This is a genomic window from Candidatus Bodocaedibacter vickermanii (assembly GCF_014896945.1).
In the GTDB taxonomy this organism is placed as follows: Bacteria; Pseudomonadota; Alphaproteobacteria; order UBA6184; family UBA6184; genus Bodonicaedibacter; species Bodonicaedibacter vickermanii.
The window spans coordinates 1,298,027-1,314,757 of sequence record NZ_CP054719.1; the positions used below are offsets into that span (position 1 = coordinate 1,298,027).

Sequence of the window (16,731 nt, forward strand, 5' to 3'; positions counted from 1 at the left end):
TGGGTTTTGTCCCCCCACCCGAAGGTCACTGAGGGTGACTGGGGCGGGGGGTGGTAAAAAAATCGCGTTAACTCAATCTTAACCTTTATTAATCCAAGATTAACCACTGCGCTTTTTCTCATCAGCTGTAACCAAATTACATGTGATTTGCTATATCTCAAGGGTACAGCGTCACGCTGTAGTCAAAACCAAAGTCAAGTTATCCGATATGGATTTTCGTTCTATACATGATCAATGCATGGAATATCTTCAGGAGTTTGGATTCGATGATCACGATCGAATAACTGAACAGGGGAAGTTAGTCCAGAAAATTATTGATTCAATATTCGACCTTCAAACAAGCATTAACGATTAATGTTGTGGTTTGAAATCAATATCTAACTCATTCCAACCGTCTTTATAGTATTCTAATTTAAAAATTTCAGGCTCTAATGTGAACTGACCTAATTTCCACGCAGCACGCCTAGCTGCTTCTGCTGCTGTTTGTTGTTGAGCGGATTGACCGTCTGTGCCAGAAAGCTCCACATCTAAAACTTTGCCTGATGGGTCAACTTTGATGAGTAAGCGAAAGTTAAAATCATCAGATGCATTATTCCATACTGCTTGGATCTGAGAGCGAATAGAATCAATCATTGCATTTTCCAATTGTTCTGGCATTTCAGATGCATCTTGTTCTTTCAGCTCTTTCGCATTTTCGTCACGTTTGCCACCCACATCAGGTAATAGTGTATTGAGCAAGGCGTCGACAGATTCGACTTCTTGTTTTTTCTTTTCAATGCCAGGACTTGGCTTTTCAACCTTGTCTTGCTTTGGGTCAGGTTTAGGAGTTTTCTTAGCGGTCTCTTCAACCTTTTTTTCTTTTTCCTTTTTAGGGGGCGTTTGCTTATCTTTTTTTAAATCAATAGCATTTTTTTTAGGTTTTGGCTTTTCCTTTGGAGCAGCAACCTTTTTAGGTTCTTCTTTTACAGGTTCTTTTTTTGTTGGTTTTGGTGTTGTCACTTTTGTCTTAACGCCAGGATCTGGTTTAGGTGGAGGAGACGTTTCTTTGAGTTCTTCCTTGGGTTTTGGTTTATCTTTGGGTTTTGCCACAACGGCCTGAGTAAGGTTCTTGTTAACGGGCAAATTCTCTAAAAACTCTATACGGATAGTATTCGTTTGTTTAATTTCGGGCTGGGGAAATAGAAAGCTTAGATTACCCAAGGTAAACAATAAAAACAGTGTGACGTGTGCCGTCAATGAGATAATTAAAAAGCGTTTCATCGATGCCGTTGTTAGTGTTTTTTAGGAGATGGTGTAGCATCCGCTGCGCCAATCAATCCTACTTTTTTGTACCCTGCTTTGTTCAAGCGCCCCATGATGTCCATTAATCGTCCGTAAGGAACCGTACGATCGGCTTGAACATAAATGATTGTATCCATATTGTTTTTTGTAATTGCTTGCAATCGTGGAACTAATGCTTTTACCTCTGTTGGAATTTCCATGATAAAAATCTTTCCGGCTTTATCGATTGAAACAACTAAGGGTTCAACATTTTCAGTCATCGTGCCAGCTTGTGTTTCAGGCAAATCGACCTCAACCCCCACAGTCATTAAGGGGGCAGTAATCATGAAAATGATTAGCAATACCAACATGATATCAATAAATGGAGTCATGTTGATTTCGTTAACGGGGCCGTGTTTTTTGGAATAACTGTTCCGCATGGATTACCGTCCGTCTAACTTTCTGGATAGCAGGACTAAGAAATCATTCATGAAAATTTCTGTGTTGCGCGTGATTTTGTTGATGTCGCCCGAAAATCGGTTGTATGCCATAACGGCAGGAATTGCGGCCAACAATCCAAGTGCTGTAGCAAATAACGCTTCAGAGATGTGCGGTGCAACAACAGCAAGGCTAGTTGTTTTTTGTGCGCCAATTGATCTAAAGCTGTTTACAATTCCCCATACAGTTCCAAACAGCCCAACAAAGGGGGAAATGGATCCGATGGTGGCAAGTGATCCTATGCGACCTTCTAAGGGTTCGATCTCTTTTGTCAAAGCATTGTTCATGACTTGATCTAATCGTTCCATCAAACGTTTTGGATCTGTTTTCTGAGATTTTTCCCATTCTACAACACCTGCGCAAAATACAGCTGCCATTGGGTCTCTGCTGCGATTGTTAAAGCGATTATATAGAGATTCTAAAGATTCTCCCGACCAGAAAATACTTTCAAAAGCGCGCATTGTGTGGTGAGTGCGTTTGAAGTACATGTAACGTTCAAACATAATCGCCCATGACCAAATAGATGCACCAATCAGCATCAACATGACGAATTGAACCATGAAATCAGCCTGGAGGAATAGACTGGTTAAAGAAAAATCGATCGCGTTTTCTTGCATTATAATATCCGAATATAACAGGTTAAATACGTATAAAGGGTACAGTGATTAAAGAAACTTTACAATGTTTTTTTGCGACAGATCACGAATAGAAGTTAATCAAACTTTAAGACTATAATGCTATAAAGCAATGAATGAGGGTTGCTTTATAGCATTATTTACGGAGAAAATGTTGTTGCATTTTATTTATATATATTTGTTTGTGACTGTGTTTATTTACTCTGCATTTCTATTATTAACTGTATACTCTCTAAGTATGGGTAAATTTGGACTATGGGTAATAGGTGCGATAATAAGCGGTATGGTTGGAATAAATATTGAAATTATAAATAATAAGTTTCTTCCAATCCAAATTACAGTGTTTATTATTGAAATAGTATTGTATTCAGTTTTGTGGATGAAGAGTTTTAATGAGAAAAGATCTTTCTCAGAATTGTTTAACTTCATAATGAGTTATAAGATATTAATGCTATGTTTTGCGTTCGTAACACATAAGAAAGTTTATATTTTTTGTAGTGGATTTTTACTACCTATTATATTTAATCTGTTCAAATCATACATCCATTCTAAAAATTCAGTGCAAAATTTCTCGTTTATATTCCTATTATTCTATATCTCGATATTGGTATACATGATACGTTCAAAAACCGTTAAAGATGTGTTTGTGAATTAAAGCTTTGTTGTGGTCTTGATAATCAGGCTCATCAGAAAATGAAATAGGCGTTTGCGTGTATTAGCGATACCCGTTGATGACTTAAGGGCGTAATTTTCTTTCACAAGATAATCGAAAAACCTCCGTTAAAAATACACTGTTTTTTTCTGTGAATCCATCTGGAGTTGCTGAACCTTTGTAATCATTAAACGCAAACGCTAACCCCACAATATGAGACCAAAGCAGTTTATTGTTCAAAAAACTTTCGACATAATCTTCAAGTCTTACATGCATTAAAACCATATGAGCATAAAAATCATATGTGTCCGTGATAGCTTTCTGATATTTAATCAGATCTGTACTTGCGAAATTTGTAGAGAGTTTTTCTAACGCAAGGGTAATCCTAGACGTGATTGGAGAGGCTTCATGAGTGTCGGTTGCACCAATAGTAACATCAAAGCTTGCAGACGTAATGGAAAGCATAGACCATGCTAAAACAAGGATAAACATACTGCAGTACTTCATAAAGGTCACCTCTATTGTTTATTTTTATAATTTCAAACGTAGTTTAATATACCGTTAACAATGATTATTCGAATAGTGCAAGCAAAGCTTTAGAAAAATCTAAGTTGTATCTTATAAGCGGTGTTGTCCATATTGTGTTTATAGGTTGAGTATCGGCAGAATATTGAAGAGATGTTAATGCTATCGCAAGGCTTAGAAGTTCAACCAAGTTAATATCATCATTTAGATACCATTGAGCAAAATTAAAATTATAAGCATGTGTTATGGTTACCTGGGGTGTTGTCGTTAGGTATTCAAAAAATTCAGAAGATGTTTTGGATTCTTTTTTTGCCTTATTAATTGCAGCAGCGTGCGCATTTAAATTGTGGGATGAATCACTGAGTGTTTGGGCATCGTTAAACAAAAGCGTTGCTGAGTAGGTAGGGCTTAATCCAATTAGTATAGTCGCGATTATTGTAGTCTTGATTTTGTTCATAAAGAGTCTCCTTAGCCTTTAAGTAGCTGGATGTTTACAAAAATTTTACTTAGAAGTCAAGGTGTTTGCTGTAGAGTATAGCTAGACTAATTTAATTTGAGTATAGGAAACGAGGCGAGACATGTACTAAAATGTACATTAGCGACCGAGTGACGCATACTCAGATTATAAAGAGTCAGCTATAATAAAAAACACCTGACATTTATATGAAAAATGATTAGGATCATGGCAGTTTTTTTAAAGAAGTGTTTACGTTTTCTGGGGCATCCTAGGTACAAAAAGTAATAAAGGGTAAGTTATGACACAGTTCGCAACAGCGATATCAAAGGCTGACGCCTTAAAGTATTATGAAGATATGTTACTGATTCGTCGGTTTGAAGAACGATCAGCTCAATTGTATGGTATGGGATTAATCGGTGGATTCTGTCACTTATATATTGGACAAGAAGCCGTGGTGGTTGGTATTCAATCTGTGTTAAATCCAGAAGATGCTGTGATTACTGCATACCGCGATCATGGGCACATGTTAGCGTGTGGGATGGATCCTAAAGGGGTGATGGCCGAGCTTACGGGTCGAGAGGGCGGATTCTCAAAAGGTAAGGGCGGTTCTATGCATATGTTCAGCCGGGAAAAGAATTTCTATGGCGGGCATGGCATTGTGGGAGCTCAAGTACCGTTAGGTGCGGGTTTAGCATTTGCGATGAAATATAAACAAAGTACAGCACTTTCAGTAAGCTATATGGGCGATGGAGCGGCTCACCAGGGGCAAGTTTACGAAGCCTTTAACATGGCGTCATTGTGGAAACTGCCGGCGTTATTCATCATTGAAAATAACAACTATGCAATGGGAACATCAGTTGCACGCAGCTCATCCGTTCCAGATTTGTATGTGCGTGGAGCAGGCTTTGGTATCCCCAGCAAACAAGTAGATGGTATGGATTTATTCAAAGTTCGTGAAGCTGCTGCCGAAGCGGTTGCACATATTCGTGCCGGTAAGGGGCCTTATTTGTTGGAAATTAAAACCTATCGTTATCGTGGGCATTCCATGTCTGATCCTGGAAACTATCGTTCAAAGGATGAGGTCGAGGACATGAAAACAAATCATGATCCGATTCAAATGTTCTTAGCCACTATTCAGAAAGATTTTAACGTGACGGAGGCTGAAATCGAAGCCATTGAAACCCGCGTGAAAGAAACAATGAAAGAGGTTGTGGAGTTTTCAAAATCATCCCCAGAACCCGATGTGTCTGAGTTGTATACTGATATTTTGGTTGGGGAATAAGAAGATGAAAAAAATAACATATGATGATTTTTTGGACATCATTCAAGAGCTTTCCACACAGAAAGATTGGGATGGGCTGGAATCTTATTTTAATAAATATTGTGCGGCGTTGGTTTCAGCTGAAGTTGCAAACACCATTCAAAATGTTAATCTATCAGAATACGAAAATAATTTAATGAATAAAGCGAAAGAAGCGTTGTCGTTAGCTATAGAACATAACGCAAAAGCTGTATATTTTGAATACTATATACCTGATTGGAGCGGTGGTTTTTATATTTGTCCTGATTATAATTCTACTGAAATTCAAGATGATGATTGGGCTGCTAATTTCATTTCTTTTAGGGATGATTCTCTACATTTTTATCCATTTGGCTCCCAAAATACTTTTGAATTTGAAGATCTTTTCTATGAATGCGAAGGAACAGAAGAACAATCCGTTGTTGAATATTATCTTATTGCCAGGACAACTGCCTTATTCGGGCGAGTTAGTCAAACGATAGATTGGGGTAATATTGCGTTGTGTATAGGGTTTCATGATCAGCAGATTGTGACCCGTATTTACGAGCCGCAAAACATGAAAGTAGGGGAATAAGAAGATGAGTCAAATGATTACTGTTCGTGAAGCATTGCGCGATGCAATGGCAGAAGAAATGCGGAAAGACCCAAACGTATTTGTAATGGGGGAAGAGGTTGCTGAATACCAAGGGGCGTACAAGGTGACCCAAGGGTTGTTGCAAGAGTTTGGATCAACCCGAGTTGTGGACACGCCAATTACTGAAATGGGGTTTGCTGGCATTGGTGTTGGCGCTGGATTCATGGGGTTGAAGCCGATTGTTGAGTTCATGACGTTTAACTTCTCCATGCAGGCTATTGATCAGATTATTAACTCTGCTGCCAAGACGTTATATATGTCAGGCGGGCAGATGGGGTGCCCCATTGTGTTCAGAGGACCAAATGGTGCAGCATCCAGAGTGGGCGCTCAACATTCGCAATGCTATGCCAGTTGGTATGCCCATTGCCCTGGATTAAAGGTGATTGCTCCTTATGATGCAGAAGATGCAAAGGGATTGATGAAAGCGGCGATTCGTGATCCCAATCCGGTAGTATTCTTAGAAAACGAATTAATGTATGGTCGTTCGTTTCCAGTCCCAGAAGGTGATGATTTTGTAGTGCCGATTGGAAAGGCTAAAATCATGCGTGAGGGGTGCGATGTGACCATTGTGTCATTTTCAAAACCTTTAGATTATGCATTGCAAGCGGCAGACATTATGCAGGAACAATATGGTAAATCGGTGGAGGTGATTAACCTTCGAACGCTTCGTCCATTGGATACAGAGACGATTGTTGAGTCTTTAAAGAAAACCAATCGATTGGTGACCGTAGAAGAAGGGTGGCCGTATGCAGGGATTGGATCGGAAATCGCAGCCCAAATTATGGAGCATGCCTTTGATTATTTGGATGCCCCGGTGCTTCGAGTAACGGGTGAAGATGTCCCGATGCCATACGCCGCGAACCTGGAAAAACTGGCATTGCCCAGTACCGAGAAGGTTGTTAATGCACTGAAGAAGGTGTGTTACGTTTAAATGCAACAAGGGCTTGGAAACGAGCCCTTTTTTGTTTGCGACGAATTTAGAGAACTCTTCACTGGGTATCGATGTTTGAAGACAAAAGGTGTGTGGCTGCGTTTAATGTATGTGAATAGATATATATCTATTTAAATTGAATGGTGGGTAATACAGGATTCGAACCTGTGACCCTCTGATTAAAAGTCAGATGCTCTACCGACTGAGCTAATTACCCATAAAGATGAATTACTTTTTATCAAACTTAGTGGAGATTGTCTAGGTATTTTTTATGTTTTTCATATATTTTTTTAAATTTAATAATTTTCTTTAAACGAATGTAAAAAAAGCTGCGTGATGGTGTCGCGCAGCTTCAAGATTTAGGCTCAAGACTTTAGTGAGAATACTGAGGAGTAAGTCTTGACAGAAGGAGATGTTGATTGATTATTATTATAGTTATCTCCAAGCTGTTCTAAAAAACGGATAGGGGGTATTCACTTGCTGTTCTAAAGCATAAAGGCTTGGCACCTCATTTAAAAGAGTTCCATTTACTTTAATCATCAAGGTTTCAGATATTTCTGGATGTTCAGCTAGAATCTTTACGACATCAAAAAATATACTTTCAGAGGGCTCTGTTGAGAGATTTACTAAAAGCTTTTTTCGATCTGTATCGTTATGACATAGCTGCATAAATGTTTGTCGTTTAGTTTGAGGGGGAAGCATATAAATCATTTTTGAGAAAGCGATGGTCGTTACATCTAGAGATGCAGGATATAGTCGTATGATGGCTTTGCCGGTTAACGTAAATCTTTCTAAGATTAGTTTAAAATCATTGTGTAAAAACTCTCTAGAAAAGCCACATTCAATTCCGTAGAATATGTCAATTTTGTTCGGAGCATTTTCAGATCCAAACGATATTATATACCTAGATGTATCTATGAATTTTCTTATTACGGACTCATGACGTTTTAATAGGGCATTGCTCATAATTGATATCCTCAAAAAGTTAGATCACTCCATTTTTTTAGCATTAAACTAAAAGAGAAAAATATTTAGCATATCTACACAATACGTATATTACGTAGTTTATACTTAGATGAATAAAACGCTGAGTGTGTGAAGAGAAATAAAAAAATGATAAAAACACTTGAAGATGAGAAATATTTATTTTACTACTTTTGATAGGACATTATTGCATCGGAGTATTTTATGACTAAATACAATCTAATTATAATAGCATCATTCAGTATAGTATCTTTAAGTACTGTGTCTGCATCGCAGATAGGAGCAGGTGATACACCCGACACTGCGGCGAGCGATTTAGAAACTGGACGTCCTGGATCCTGGCCACAAGTTCTAAGCCCATTACGGTCACGGGAAAAAAAAGATCCATTAGCAGCTGCCATTACCACAAAAATATTAGGCTTTCCGACTGAAACTGCTTCTGAGGACAGCCAAGGGTCTTAATCGATTTCTTGCTTTTCCTCAAGTAGAGAAAGCAGCATAGGGTCGCAATTGAGCACAAGTGAGGCGAGTAAGAGGTGGATGACCTTCTTAGGAGGTTTTTCAGGCGGATCTTTGTGCAAAAGCAGATCAATAATATGCTTTGCATAGTCGTTATAAAAAGAACGCGACATTCAAAGTAAAACATTAACCATCAATGTAGAGAAAAAATGCAAAAGTATCGATTGATCGACTTATTTTCATATCAGGCTGATTTAAGCACGCTCAATAATATCAATATAACAGACCGTGAAGTTGATATTATTGCGTGTGTAATGAATCGACGAATTTCTGATCCTTCTATTGCAACTCAACTAAAAATTAATAAACGTACGGTTGAAACGCATATTAGAAATATTACTCAAAAGCTAAGGTGTTCTACCCAAAGGATTAGAGAGGTTGTAGAAAACGAAGAGAAATTGGATATATTTTTGCAGCATTATAATACGCTGTTATTGTCAAACCGATTCCAATTAACGTTGGATAAAATTCAAACGTTAGCTTCATATAATCAGACAACATATATATTTTACCATATGGAAGAATCTGTTCGGGATGTATTAAATAAGATTCGCCCTTTTTTAAATTATGTGGGAATTGAGTTTGTAATAGCTCTATTTAACGATCAAGCGGTGATGGACGTACAAGATCAATCGTCTTGCGTATTAATTTTCACAGATAAAGATTCGGCAGGCTTATCAGACACATTCAAAGGTAAGTGTTTGAATTACGAACAGTTTCCTACATTGTTTGGTTTTATACTAGAAGTCATTAAGCAGATTATAGGGAATGAACGCGTCGCAAATGCGGTTGATGTGTTTAATAAAAAAACTGATACAGAGTATGTGCGTTTTGCTAATGAGAGCTCACAAGTCTTAGAAAAACCCTTGCAAGAGACTTCAATTCATTTCATATATAGAACCTTGAATTATTGGCGTCAAATGCGGTGGGTTAGTGTAGCAGCTGTTTTGTGTTTGGGGATAATGGCTTGGGTGGGAATTGCTCATTTAAGTGCGAATGAGAAAGTTAGATCTGAGTTTTATATTCCTAAGCCCCATTTGCTTTTACAGCGCTCCGCATTGTTGCTGAAAATACAACATAAATTATATGAACCGTTATCCAAGTCTAATATATCTACACTTGTTATAAGTGGCGTTGGTGGTGCGGGTAAAACTATGTTAGCCAAAAGGATTGGGCAACAACATAAAGGGGTTGTGTGGGAGTTTAATGCAGAAACCAAAACGACTCTGAATGAATCAACAAAAGATTTTGCATTTGCATTGGCCAATTCAAATGAAGATATGGCAAAGCTAAAGTTCATTTTTAGTTTAAGTGATGTTAAGGAACAAAATAAACAAATGTGTATGTTTGTTCGTAACAAACTAGCGCAAAAGCCTAATTGGTTGCTTATTTTTGATAATGTAGAATCATTTTCAGATATAAAATCTTATGTGCCGTCTGATCCTGCAGTATGGGGATCTGGGAGTGTTATCATCACATCTCGCAACTCTAATTTCTCAGTCATAGACCCTGATAACATTATAAAAATAGACGCTTTGTCACCAGCAGAAAGTATAGAATTATTTACTCATCTAAAGTATCCGAACGTTCAAATTAGTAAAAAGGAGCGCAAAGAAATAGAAGAGTTTATAAAGAAAATACCAGCTTTTCCATTAGATATAGTGATAGCAGCTAATTTTTTACGAAACTCTCCACAATTAGAATATGATCAATACTTAGATCAGCTTAACAATAATACGTTTCAGATGGATCAATCTGACTTATTTAAAGCCAGCAGTGACTATACTCAAACACGGCATGACATTATTTCAGTTTCATTACAGCGTCTGTTAAGTAATGAAACATTTAGAGATTCTATGGTCTTGATTGGATTATTGGATTCACAAAATATTCCCAAGCATATATTGCAGCGTGTGGCGGATTCTGCGTCAGTGGAACGAATGATATATGAACTGAAAAAATATTCCCTTATTACATCTGAATCCAAAGTAAATGATGTTGGGGTTTTTTCTATGCATCGTAGTATTCATTCTAATTTACGTAATTATGTTTTTAACCAATTCAAGCAGGAAGAGCGTGAGCAAAAATTACAAAAAGCACTTGAGACCTTTGAATTATATGCCAATGAAATGGTAGATAGTTCAAACTATCCCGTCATATATTCTTTGGTTTCCCATGCCGAAAATATTCTTACACATCAGATGTCTGATTTTTTTCAAGCTATAGCTAATGCAACCTACGTAAATTTGTTATCAGCCGTTCCGGCACATACAGTAAAAGTGATTCCACTCTTAGAAAAAAGTCTGAATGTGTTGGCGCGTTATCCCATCCAAAACAACCAAGATTCATTAAGAATCGCAAGAGTATTATCTACTTTAGGGGATCGGTATCGTTCGTTGTGTTTATATCCGAAGGCACATCAATCTTTTGAAAAAAGTATAGACATTTATCAGGCGTTGGCTCCAGAGTCTATAGAGGCAGCTAAGACTTATGGGCGCTTAGGAACATTATACCGTGTGGAGGGGCAACATCAAAAAGCAGAAGAGTTGTTCTTAAAAAGCATAAATATCTATAATCAATATCCAAGCAGTTACCATCCTTTAGATATGCTGATTTCTTTAGGGTTGAACGCACGGGATGTTGGAAAATATAAGCAAGCGTTGGATTATCTTAATCGAAATTTAGCCTCTATAAAAGATAAGCATGACCCCTGGTATTTCTGGACGCTGTCTTACCTGGGCACTGTATATCTGGATGTTGGAAATTATGATAAGGCGTGGGCTTGCTTTCAAAAAGCAGATGCGTTTTTCAACACAATACCAGAAACCCAAGGTGTAACTGTTCCCAGTGCTTGGCGATTGGGATATATGGGTGCAACTCAATCTATGCAAGGTAGGGTAGACGAGGCCTTACAAACATTAAACAAAAGCAATACAATGTTTTCAGAATTAACGGCCGGCAAAGAGATGCATGGAATTTGCTTTAAAACCATTATGCCGTATAAGGCTTATGCATATATGCAAAAAGATAAGTTGGTTAAAGCAAAAGAGCTTTACACAGAAAGCTTAAAGCATGCGGATAAATATTATGGAGTTGGGCATTTTCAAACAGGACGTATTATGTGTGGCTTAGGGATGGTGGCATTAAAAGAGCATCGTTTAGATGAAGCAGAAACTCTGATGCAAAAAGGATATGATATCTTTAACAATTATCAACATACAGATGTCTTTATTCCGTTAGAAGGATTAGCTGATGTGTACTATGAAAGGTATGTGCAAGAGGTTCAAACAAAGGCTGCATCAAAGTCAGGGGCCTATGGGGATAAATCTAAGGAGTATTTATTAAACGCATACGAAGTTGCAAAAGGAAATTTTCCGCCTGATTCCGAACATATCAAACGATTGAAATATAAGATGAATCAACGAACATTTTAACCTGCTTATTCGCAGCACTTGATGGATTTTAGAGAGGAGACCAGCGGCGAACTTGGGGTTATTGTTATCCTGGATCTGGCTAGATTTACCTTTGCAAACCTTGTTCAGTTGTGGCAATACGACAGTGTTGGCATCCAACTATTTACAATTCATTAAGCTTCAGGTGATACTTTATAATAACTACAAAGTAGGGTTAAGTCCTATTTTCATCAATGGAGCGCCAAATGAAGATCATACTTAAACTGATGAGTATATTGGTGGTGTTTACTAATACAAACTATGCAGTTGATGCTGTTGTATTTTGTGCAAGCAAAGGGAGTGTATCTTGTTCCCTTATTCGAGAGGTTAGAGCATTTCGATCCATAGATGTAAAATCTAGAGGTCTAAGTATGCCTATGTTACAAGGATCAAGCGATACAAGTTTAGATACTATAGAAACTCCAAGTGCTGTTATACCCGTTGCTTGTGAAGCAAGGGCTTCTTTAGCATCTAAGCCAATTCCCATTTTGGTAGCACAAGGCGTTTTTTCAGACGACGACGAAGAAGCGTGTGTGCCCAGTTCATTGCCATGGCATTTAAAGAATAGGGGCGTCAGAAAAGCGTCTGTATGGGGCGGCTCTTCTGATGAGGCGTCTAGGCAGACTGAGCCAGATGCGGTCGTATCAAATGAAGATGACATCTTGTCGATGTCGGAGGGTGCAGTGCAGGTATCGAAAGAGGATGAGACGTTAGAAAGAAGTGAGTCTCCGTTATCTTCCACGTGCTGTGGCTTAACGCATACTTCATCTTTCTTTAGCTGTACGGTGCAGGAAGGTGGATCGGCATCTGATTTTGATGACGATGATTTCTTCACAAGTGGCGAGTTTCACAGAGTAGACTGGTTATCGCCATTAGAAAAGCGACCTATATTAGCACTTGCTGTTTTTTCGGAGTCTCCCACATGGATCCCAAAAGAAGAAGTTACGGTTACTTTTACAGGAAATAACACTGCACAAACTGTGAAGTGGGGTGGGGGTGTTGAAAAACAGAAAACAGTGAGTTCGTTGGTTAGGATAAATCCCCCACGATGTCAAACACCAATGACACCTGTTAATCAAGTAGTTCGTTGTTCTGTAATCGCGCCAGAAAGCAGAGCTTTAGAGTCCCGATTGCGTGAAGCATCAATAGGTACATTGCTTCCGGTTCAGCTTGAGTGGAACCCAGAGATTAGAGCAGAGGTGGTTAAGGTGGTGCCTCGACCAAACATTTCAAGCATTATTCAGGGTGAAGCGTGATATGTTCGTAGGCAAAAGTTAGAAAGATAAAAAGTGCGATTATTATTAACACCGATTTATATACAGCGTGACGCTGTACCCATAAGGCAAATCCGACATGCTCAGACACGGATTTTATGCAGCAATCGCAGGGATGATCTTAACATTCGCAGGTTCATTTTATCCGTGATTTATATAATGAGTGTGTGTCTGAGTTCTGTGAGTGGATCAGGACTTCCTGAAGATGGAAATGTTGCTCCGATGTTAGGAAGTCAAAACGCAGTTAATAAGTATGAAAGAACTGCAGCGAGTCTATTGCGTGAGGCGAATTGCAATAGTTTAGCTCCAGTAACACTTGAAGGGTATAAGCCAGTTTTAACGATTCCAATGCGTAGTAAGGCTGGGGGTGTTCGCGCCCGAATAACGGATAGTGTTGATACACCACGGCGACCTTGTATGCGACGAACGGAGTCTAGGCTGTTGATGGAGACGAATAGCATCGAAACATAGTAATCTGTGACATGGGCTATAGCATTGTGAATGTATTAGGTGTGGTAAGTTTGCCGGTTATGGCGTATCCTTTCTTGCATTTCAGTTGAAATCATGGTGAAATGTTTGGAATGAAAAAAAGGATTACATAGGTCATGCCCATTGAGATTTTAATGCCTGCTTTGTCTCCGACGATGGAGGAAGGTAACCTTGTAAAGTGGCACAAAAAAGAAGGTGATACAATAACGGCTGGAACTGTTATTGCTGAAATCGAAACTGATAAAGCAACTATGGAAGTTGAAGCTGTGGATGAAGGGATCTTGGGAAAGATCTTAATTCCAGAAGGGACTGATTCCGTTAAGGTCAATACGTTGATTGCCTTATTGCTGGAAAAAGGGGAGGATGCTTCTGCTTTGACTGGGTATGTTGGAACGACTGTGGCATCGTCGCAAACTGTTGAAAAGACCAGTGCGGCAATGGTTGAGGGTGTTCCTGTATTACAATCATCCATTGCGTCAAGTGACCGCGTGTTTGCAACCCCATTAGCAAAGCGTATTGCTGAACAAAAAGGTGTTGATTTGCAACACGTTGAAGGGTCCGGGCCTCATGGTCGAGTGATTAAAGCGGATGTTGAATCATTTTATCCCAAAGCAATCCAGGCGACATCCCCTATATTGAATGTGGGTGGGCATCATGATGTAAAATTATCCAATATGCGTAAAGTGATTGCAAAGCGATTGACAGAATCAAAGCAATCAATCCCTCATTTTTACTTAACCTTAAAGTGTGAACTGGATAAGGTGTTAGCGATGCGATCTGAGATCAATGTGTCCCGAGAAAAAGACACTCGCATCAGTGTGAATGATTTTGTGATAAAAGCATTAGCGATGGCGTTGGCGACAACAGAGGATGCAAATGTCATGTGGCTGGGCGATGCAATGCGACATTTCAATACCGTAGATATGTCCGTTGCTGTGGCCATTGACGGTGGGCTTGTTACGCCGATTATCAAAAATGCAGAGTTGAAAACGTTGTCTCAAATTTCATCGGAAATGCGCGACTTAGCGGTACGAGCCCGCGCAGGCAAGTTGAAGCCTGAAGAATTTCAAGGCGGTACATTTAGTTTATCAAATTTGGGGATGTATGGTATTGATGAATTCAGTGCGATTATCAACCCACCCCAAGCTGGAATTTTAGCTGTAGGCGCTGGCGTTGAACAGCCCGTGATTAAAGATGGAAACGTTAGTATTGCAACCATTATGACAGCGACGCTGTCTGTAGATCACCGGGCGATTGATGGCGCAGTAGGTGCACGATTATTAGGTAACTTTAAAAAGTTTATTGAAAATCCTGTTCGAATGTTAGTTTAAGGAATTAAAATGCCAGGTAAATTAGTCTGTTTAATGCGACACAGTGAAGCCGTATCTCAACTGTCGGACGTTGTGACGAAAGATTTTGATAAGCCTTTAACGGATCATGGAATTCATCAGTTGGAGCACGTAAGGGATTTCCTAAAAACCCATCATTTCTTGCCAGACTTGATAGTATGTTCTCCCGCTGTTCGAACGCGTCAAACATTAGAATGGATTCAGGAAGCGTTAGGAACTGGCGCTGAAGTTGTATTTGATGAAGAGCTATATGGCATCAAAGCGGATGCCTTAATTCAAAAGTTGGGAAATCTGCCAAACTCTAAATCTACTGTACTGGTGGTTGGGCATAATCCAGCAATTAGTGATGCAATCCAAACATTTTTGAATTTAATGAAAAGCGAAACCGTTTCAGTTGTGTTGCCGGCAAAGCCATCACAGTTGGCTATTTTCCGGATGCAAACAACGGATTGGTCTGTGTTAACAACTGAAAAAGTAGAATTAGAAACCTCGTTTGAGCCAGAACACTAGGCATGCAACCTGAGGTTGCACCAGGGATGATCCCTGGACCCATTAGGCAACGTGCCGTTGCATTCAATAGGTTAGGTTGAGTGTGATTTGAGATATGAGAATTGTGAACCCACCTTTGACCCATTTCGGGCGCAGGAGGGGCAAGGGTGAAAAATGAATTTGAGATATTTTTGAGTTTTGTAGTGTTTTAGTTCCTTGTTGTTGTTTGAAAGTACTGTGTTTGTAGCTTTCAAAGTTAAGTTATATAAAATCCGTGTCTGTGCGAATCGGATCTATCTATAGGATGCAACCTCAGGTTGCAAAACCGAGAGAATCCCCAGTAACCCGCACGTGCAAAAAGAACCCCATTTCTTACACGAATGGGGAAAGGCGGACTTTAGTATACTATATAAAGTCGGTGTTTTACGAGCCCGTCGGCTCTAGGGGTTGTTTACAGGGGTTGTGACTACTGATCGGGTAGTTTGAGTTCCTGTACTGGGGATTCGGTTCAGCGTTTTGTCCATTGAGTGTTTCAACCAAATCTCGTCAAGGATCTTTTTACAGATCATTTGGGTGAAAGTTTCAAAGACGTAGAACGAAAAAAGCTACCCACTTGTTTAGTGGATAGCTTTCATGCAATTCTATCTATCAGTATACATATGAAGTTTGGATTGTCAAGAAAAAAAGTTTATTTCGAATGCATTGAGGTTCGCGCCCCTGAAGTGGGGCCCACCCACAAAAATTACTCAGAGCGTGTCCACCCCCCGCCACCGCGACGCAATACAATCGGTATCTTTCCAAAAAGCGTTTTGAAAAAGTTACGCGTCATCCAGAGGATGTCATCCCCGTTCAAACTAGGACATAGTTCACACAGCGCTGTGCTACTTTATATCCAAAATCGTATTTGCGTATCAGATGCAACCACCGAAGTGGTATCTGAGTTTACTAAAAGCCTACCAATTTCAAACTACTAGACAATCCTTAACAAAAACTTGACAGAATGAGAGTTCTTGCAACCTGCGGTTGGATCCAATAAATTTGATCTAGTGTGGTTTGACACATGTTATAGCTAACCGCAAATAAAATGGACATATTTTAGCGAGTCGAATCTTTAATTACTCCTATGATTCCAGGGTTATCTACTTAAGGCACATATCCACTTTATGTGAATCATGCTATATAGCTAAACACGCATAAAAAATTACGCAGCGCCTTTTGCTCCACAATGCCCCAAAAGGGGCAAGAGGGAGCAAACCTGCGCCGTGTATAATAACGTAAGAAGG

At 39.2% G+C, this 16,731-nt stretch carries 14 protein-coding genes, 1 tRNA gene and 1 pseudogene; 9 read left to right on the forward strand and 7 right to left on the reverse strand.

What is annotated here, in order from left to right; genetic code table 11:
* Window positions 1-351 precede the first annotated feature (351 nt).
* The 5 genes from CPBP_RS05855 to CPBP_RS05875 form a co-directional block, all read right to left on the reverse strand.
* A complete protein-coding gene (locus tag CPBP_RS05855) occupies window positions 352-1,260 on the reverse strand; it encodes a hypothetical protein (RefSeq protein ID WP_350331926.1) in 909 nt (302 codons plus the stop codon).
* Window positions 1,261-1,271: 11 nt separating this feature from the next.
* Window positions 1,272-1,652 carry an ExbD/TolR family protein gene (locus CPBP_RS05860; protein WP_350331927.1) on the reverse strand — a complete coding sequence of 127 codons (381 nt, stop codon included), beginning with the start codon at window positions 1,650-1,652 and terminating at the stop codon, window positions 1,272-1,274.
* Between the two features lie 51 nt (window positions 1,653-1,703).
* Window positions 1,704-2,375, reverse strand: coding sequence for a protein TolQ (gene tolQ / locus CPBP_RS05865; protein WP_350331928.1), 672 nt, complete (start codon window positions 2,373-2,375; stop codon window positions 1,704-1,706).
* Window positions 2,376-3,129: 754 nt separating this feature from the next.
* Window positions 3,130-3,552 carry a hypothetical protein gene (locus CPBP_RS05870; RefSeq protein WP_350331929.1) on the reverse strand — a complete coding sequence of 141 codons (423 nt, stop codon included), beginning with the start codon at window positions 3,550-3,552 and terminating at the stop codon, window positions 3,130-3,132.
* Between the two features lie 64 nt (window positions 3,553-3,616).
* Entirely contained in the window at window positions 3,617-4,027 is a 411-nt protein-coding gene (locus CPBP_RS05875) for a hypothetical protein (RefSeq protein ID WP_350331930.1), read from the reverse strand.
* Window positions 4,028-4,325: 298 nt separating this feature from the next.
* On the opposite strand from CPBP_RS05875, the gene pdhA reads away from it, so the two are divergent.
* The 3 genes and pseudogenes from pdhA to CPBP_RS05890 form a co-directional block, all read left to right on the forward strand.
* Window positions 4,326-5,309, forward strand: coding sequence for a pyruvate dehydrogenase (acetyl-transferring) E1 component subunit alpha (gene pdhA / locus CPBP_RS05880; protein WP_350331931.1), 984 nt, complete (start codon window positions 4,326-4,328; stop codon window positions 5,307-5,309).
* 4 nt (window positions 5,310-5,313) lie between these two features.
* The gene (locus CPBP_RS05885) at window positions 5,314-5,901 is read left to right on the forward strand and encodes a hypothetical protein (RefSeq protein ID WP_350331932.1); all 588 of its coding nucleotides are present in this window, start codon (window positions 5,314-5,316) and stop codon (window positions 5,899-5,901) included.
* Window positions 5,902-5,917: 16 nt separating this feature from the next.
* A pseudogene (locus CPBP_RS05890) lies at window positions 5,918-6,892 on the forward strand (pyruvate dehydrogenase complex E1 component subunit beta); the annotation flags it as partial.
* A 141-nt stretch (window positions 6,893-7,033) separates the two neighbouring features.
* Here CPBP_RS05890 and CPBP_RS05895 read toward each other — a convergent pair.
* Both CPBP_RS05895 and CPBP_RS05900 read right to left on the reverse strand, forming a co-directional pair.
* Window positions 7,034-7,109: transfer RNA gene (locus CPBP_RS05895), tRNA-Lys, on the reverse strand.
* Between the two features lie 218 nt (window positions 7,110-7,327).
* On the reverse strand, window positions 7,328-7,858 hold the full coding sequence (locus tag CPBP_RS05900) for a hypothetical protein (RefSeq protein WP_350331933.1): 531 nt from the start codon (window positions 7,856-7,858) through the stop codon (window positions 7,328-7,330).
* Between the two features lie 222 nt (window positions 7,859-8,080).
* Between CPBP_RS05900 and CPBP_RS05905 the strand changes: the two genes are divergently transcribed.
* The 6 genes from CPBP_RS05905 to CPBP_RS05930 all read left to right on the forward strand — a co-directional run bounded on the left by CPBP_RS05905 (window position 8,081) and on the right by CPBP_RS05930 (window position 15,469).
* Window positions 8,081-8,338 carry a hypothetical protein gene (locus tag CPBP_RS05905; RefSeq protein ID WP_350331934.1) on the forward strand — a complete coding sequence of 86 codons (258 nt, stop codon included), beginning with the start codon at window positions 8,081-8,083 and terminating at the stop codon, window positions 8,336-8,338.
* 206 nt (window positions 8,339-8,544) lie between these two features.
* Complete coding sequence (locus CPBP_RS05910; protein WP_350331935.1) at window positions 8,545-11,829, forward strand: tetratricopeptide repeat protein; 3,285 nt, start codon at window positions 8,545-8,547, stop codon at window positions 11,827-11,829.
* Between the two features lie 224 nt (window positions 11,830-12,053).
* Complete coding sequence (locus tag CPBP_RS05915; RefSeq protein ID WP_350331936.1) at window positions 12,054-13,103, forward strand: hypothetical protein; 1,050 nt, start codon at window positions 12,054-12,056, stop codon at window positions 13,101-13,103.
* 33 nt (window positions 13,104-13,136) lie between these two features.
* Window positions 13,137-13,592: a hypothetical protein gene (locus CPBP_RS05920; protein ID WP_350331937.1), complete on the forward strand. Its 456-nt coding sequence runs from the start codon at window positions 13,137-13,139 to the stop codon at window positions 13,590-13,592.
* Window positions 13,593-13,726: 134 nt separating this feature from the next.
* Window positions 13,727-14,941, forward strand: a complete 1,215-nt coding sequence (locus tag CPBP_RS05925; RefSeq protein ID WP_350331938.1) for a pyruvate dehydrogenase complex dihydrolipoamide acetyltransferase — start codon at window positions 13,727-13,729, stop codon at window positions 14,939-14,941.
* Between the two features lie 9 nt (window positions 14,942-14,950).
* Window positions 14,951-15,469, forward strand: coding sequence for a SixA phosphatase family protein (locus CPBP_RS05930; protein ID WP_350331939.1), 519 nt, complete (start codon window positions 14,951-14,953; stop codon window positions 15,467-15,469).
* Window positions 15,470-16,731: the final 1,262 nt, after the last annotated feature.

Excerpts from the sequence above, each read along its gene's own strand:
- CPBP_RS05885 (WP_350331932.1), top strand. The coding sequence starts at position 5,314 with ATGAAAAAAATAACATATGATGATTTTTTGGACATCATTCAAGAGCTT.
- CPBP_RS05860 (WP_350331927.1), bottom strand. The coding sequence starts at position 1,652 with ATGACTCCATTTATTGATATCATGTTGGTATTGCTAATCATTTTCATG.
- CPBP_RS05930 (WP_350331939.1), top strand. The coding sequence starts at position 14,951 with ATGCCAGGTAAATTAGTCTGTTTAATGCGACACAGTGAAGCCGTATCT.
- pdhA (WP_350331931.1), top strand. The coding sequence starts at position 4,326 with ATGACACAGTTCGCAACAGCGATATCAAAGGCTGACGCCTTAAAGTAT.
- CPBP_RS05905 (WP_350331934.1), top strand. The coding sequence starts at position 8,081 with ATGACTAAATACAATCTAATTATAATAGCATCATTCAGTATAGTATCT.
- CPBP_RS05915 (WP_350331936.1), top strand. The coding sequence starts at position 12,054 with ATGAAGATCATACTTAAACTGATGAGTATATTGGTGGTGTTTACTAAT.
- CPBP_RS05910 (WP_350331935.1), top strand. The coding sequence starts at position 8,545 with ATGCAAAAGTATCGATTGATCGACTTATTTTCATATCAGGCTGATTTA.
- tolQ (WP_350331928.1), bottom strand. The coding sequence starts at position 2,375 with ATGCAAGAAAACGCGATCGATTTTTCTTTAACCAGTCTATTCCTCCAG.
- CPBP_RS05855 (WP_350331926.1), bottom strand. The coding sequence starts at position 1,260 with ATGAAACGCTTTTTAATTATCTCATTGACGGCACACGTCACACTGTTT.
- CPBP_RS05900 (WP_350331933.1), bottom strand. The coding sequence starts at position 7,858 with ATGAGCAATGCCCTATTAAAACGTCATGAGTCCGTAATAAGAAAATTC.
- CPBP_RS05925 (WP_350331938.1), top strand. The coding sequence starts at position 13,727 with ATGCCCATTGAGATTTTAATGCCTGCTTTGTCTCCGACGATGGAGGAA.
- CPBP_RS05870 (WP_350331929.1), bottom strand. The coding sequence starts at position 3,552 with ATGAAGTACTGCAGTATGTTTATCCTTGTTTTAGCATGGTCTATGCTT.
- CPBP_RS05875 (WP_350331930.1), bottom strand. The coding sequence starts at position 4,027 with ATGAACAAAATCAAGACTACAATAATCGCGACTATACTAATTGGATTA.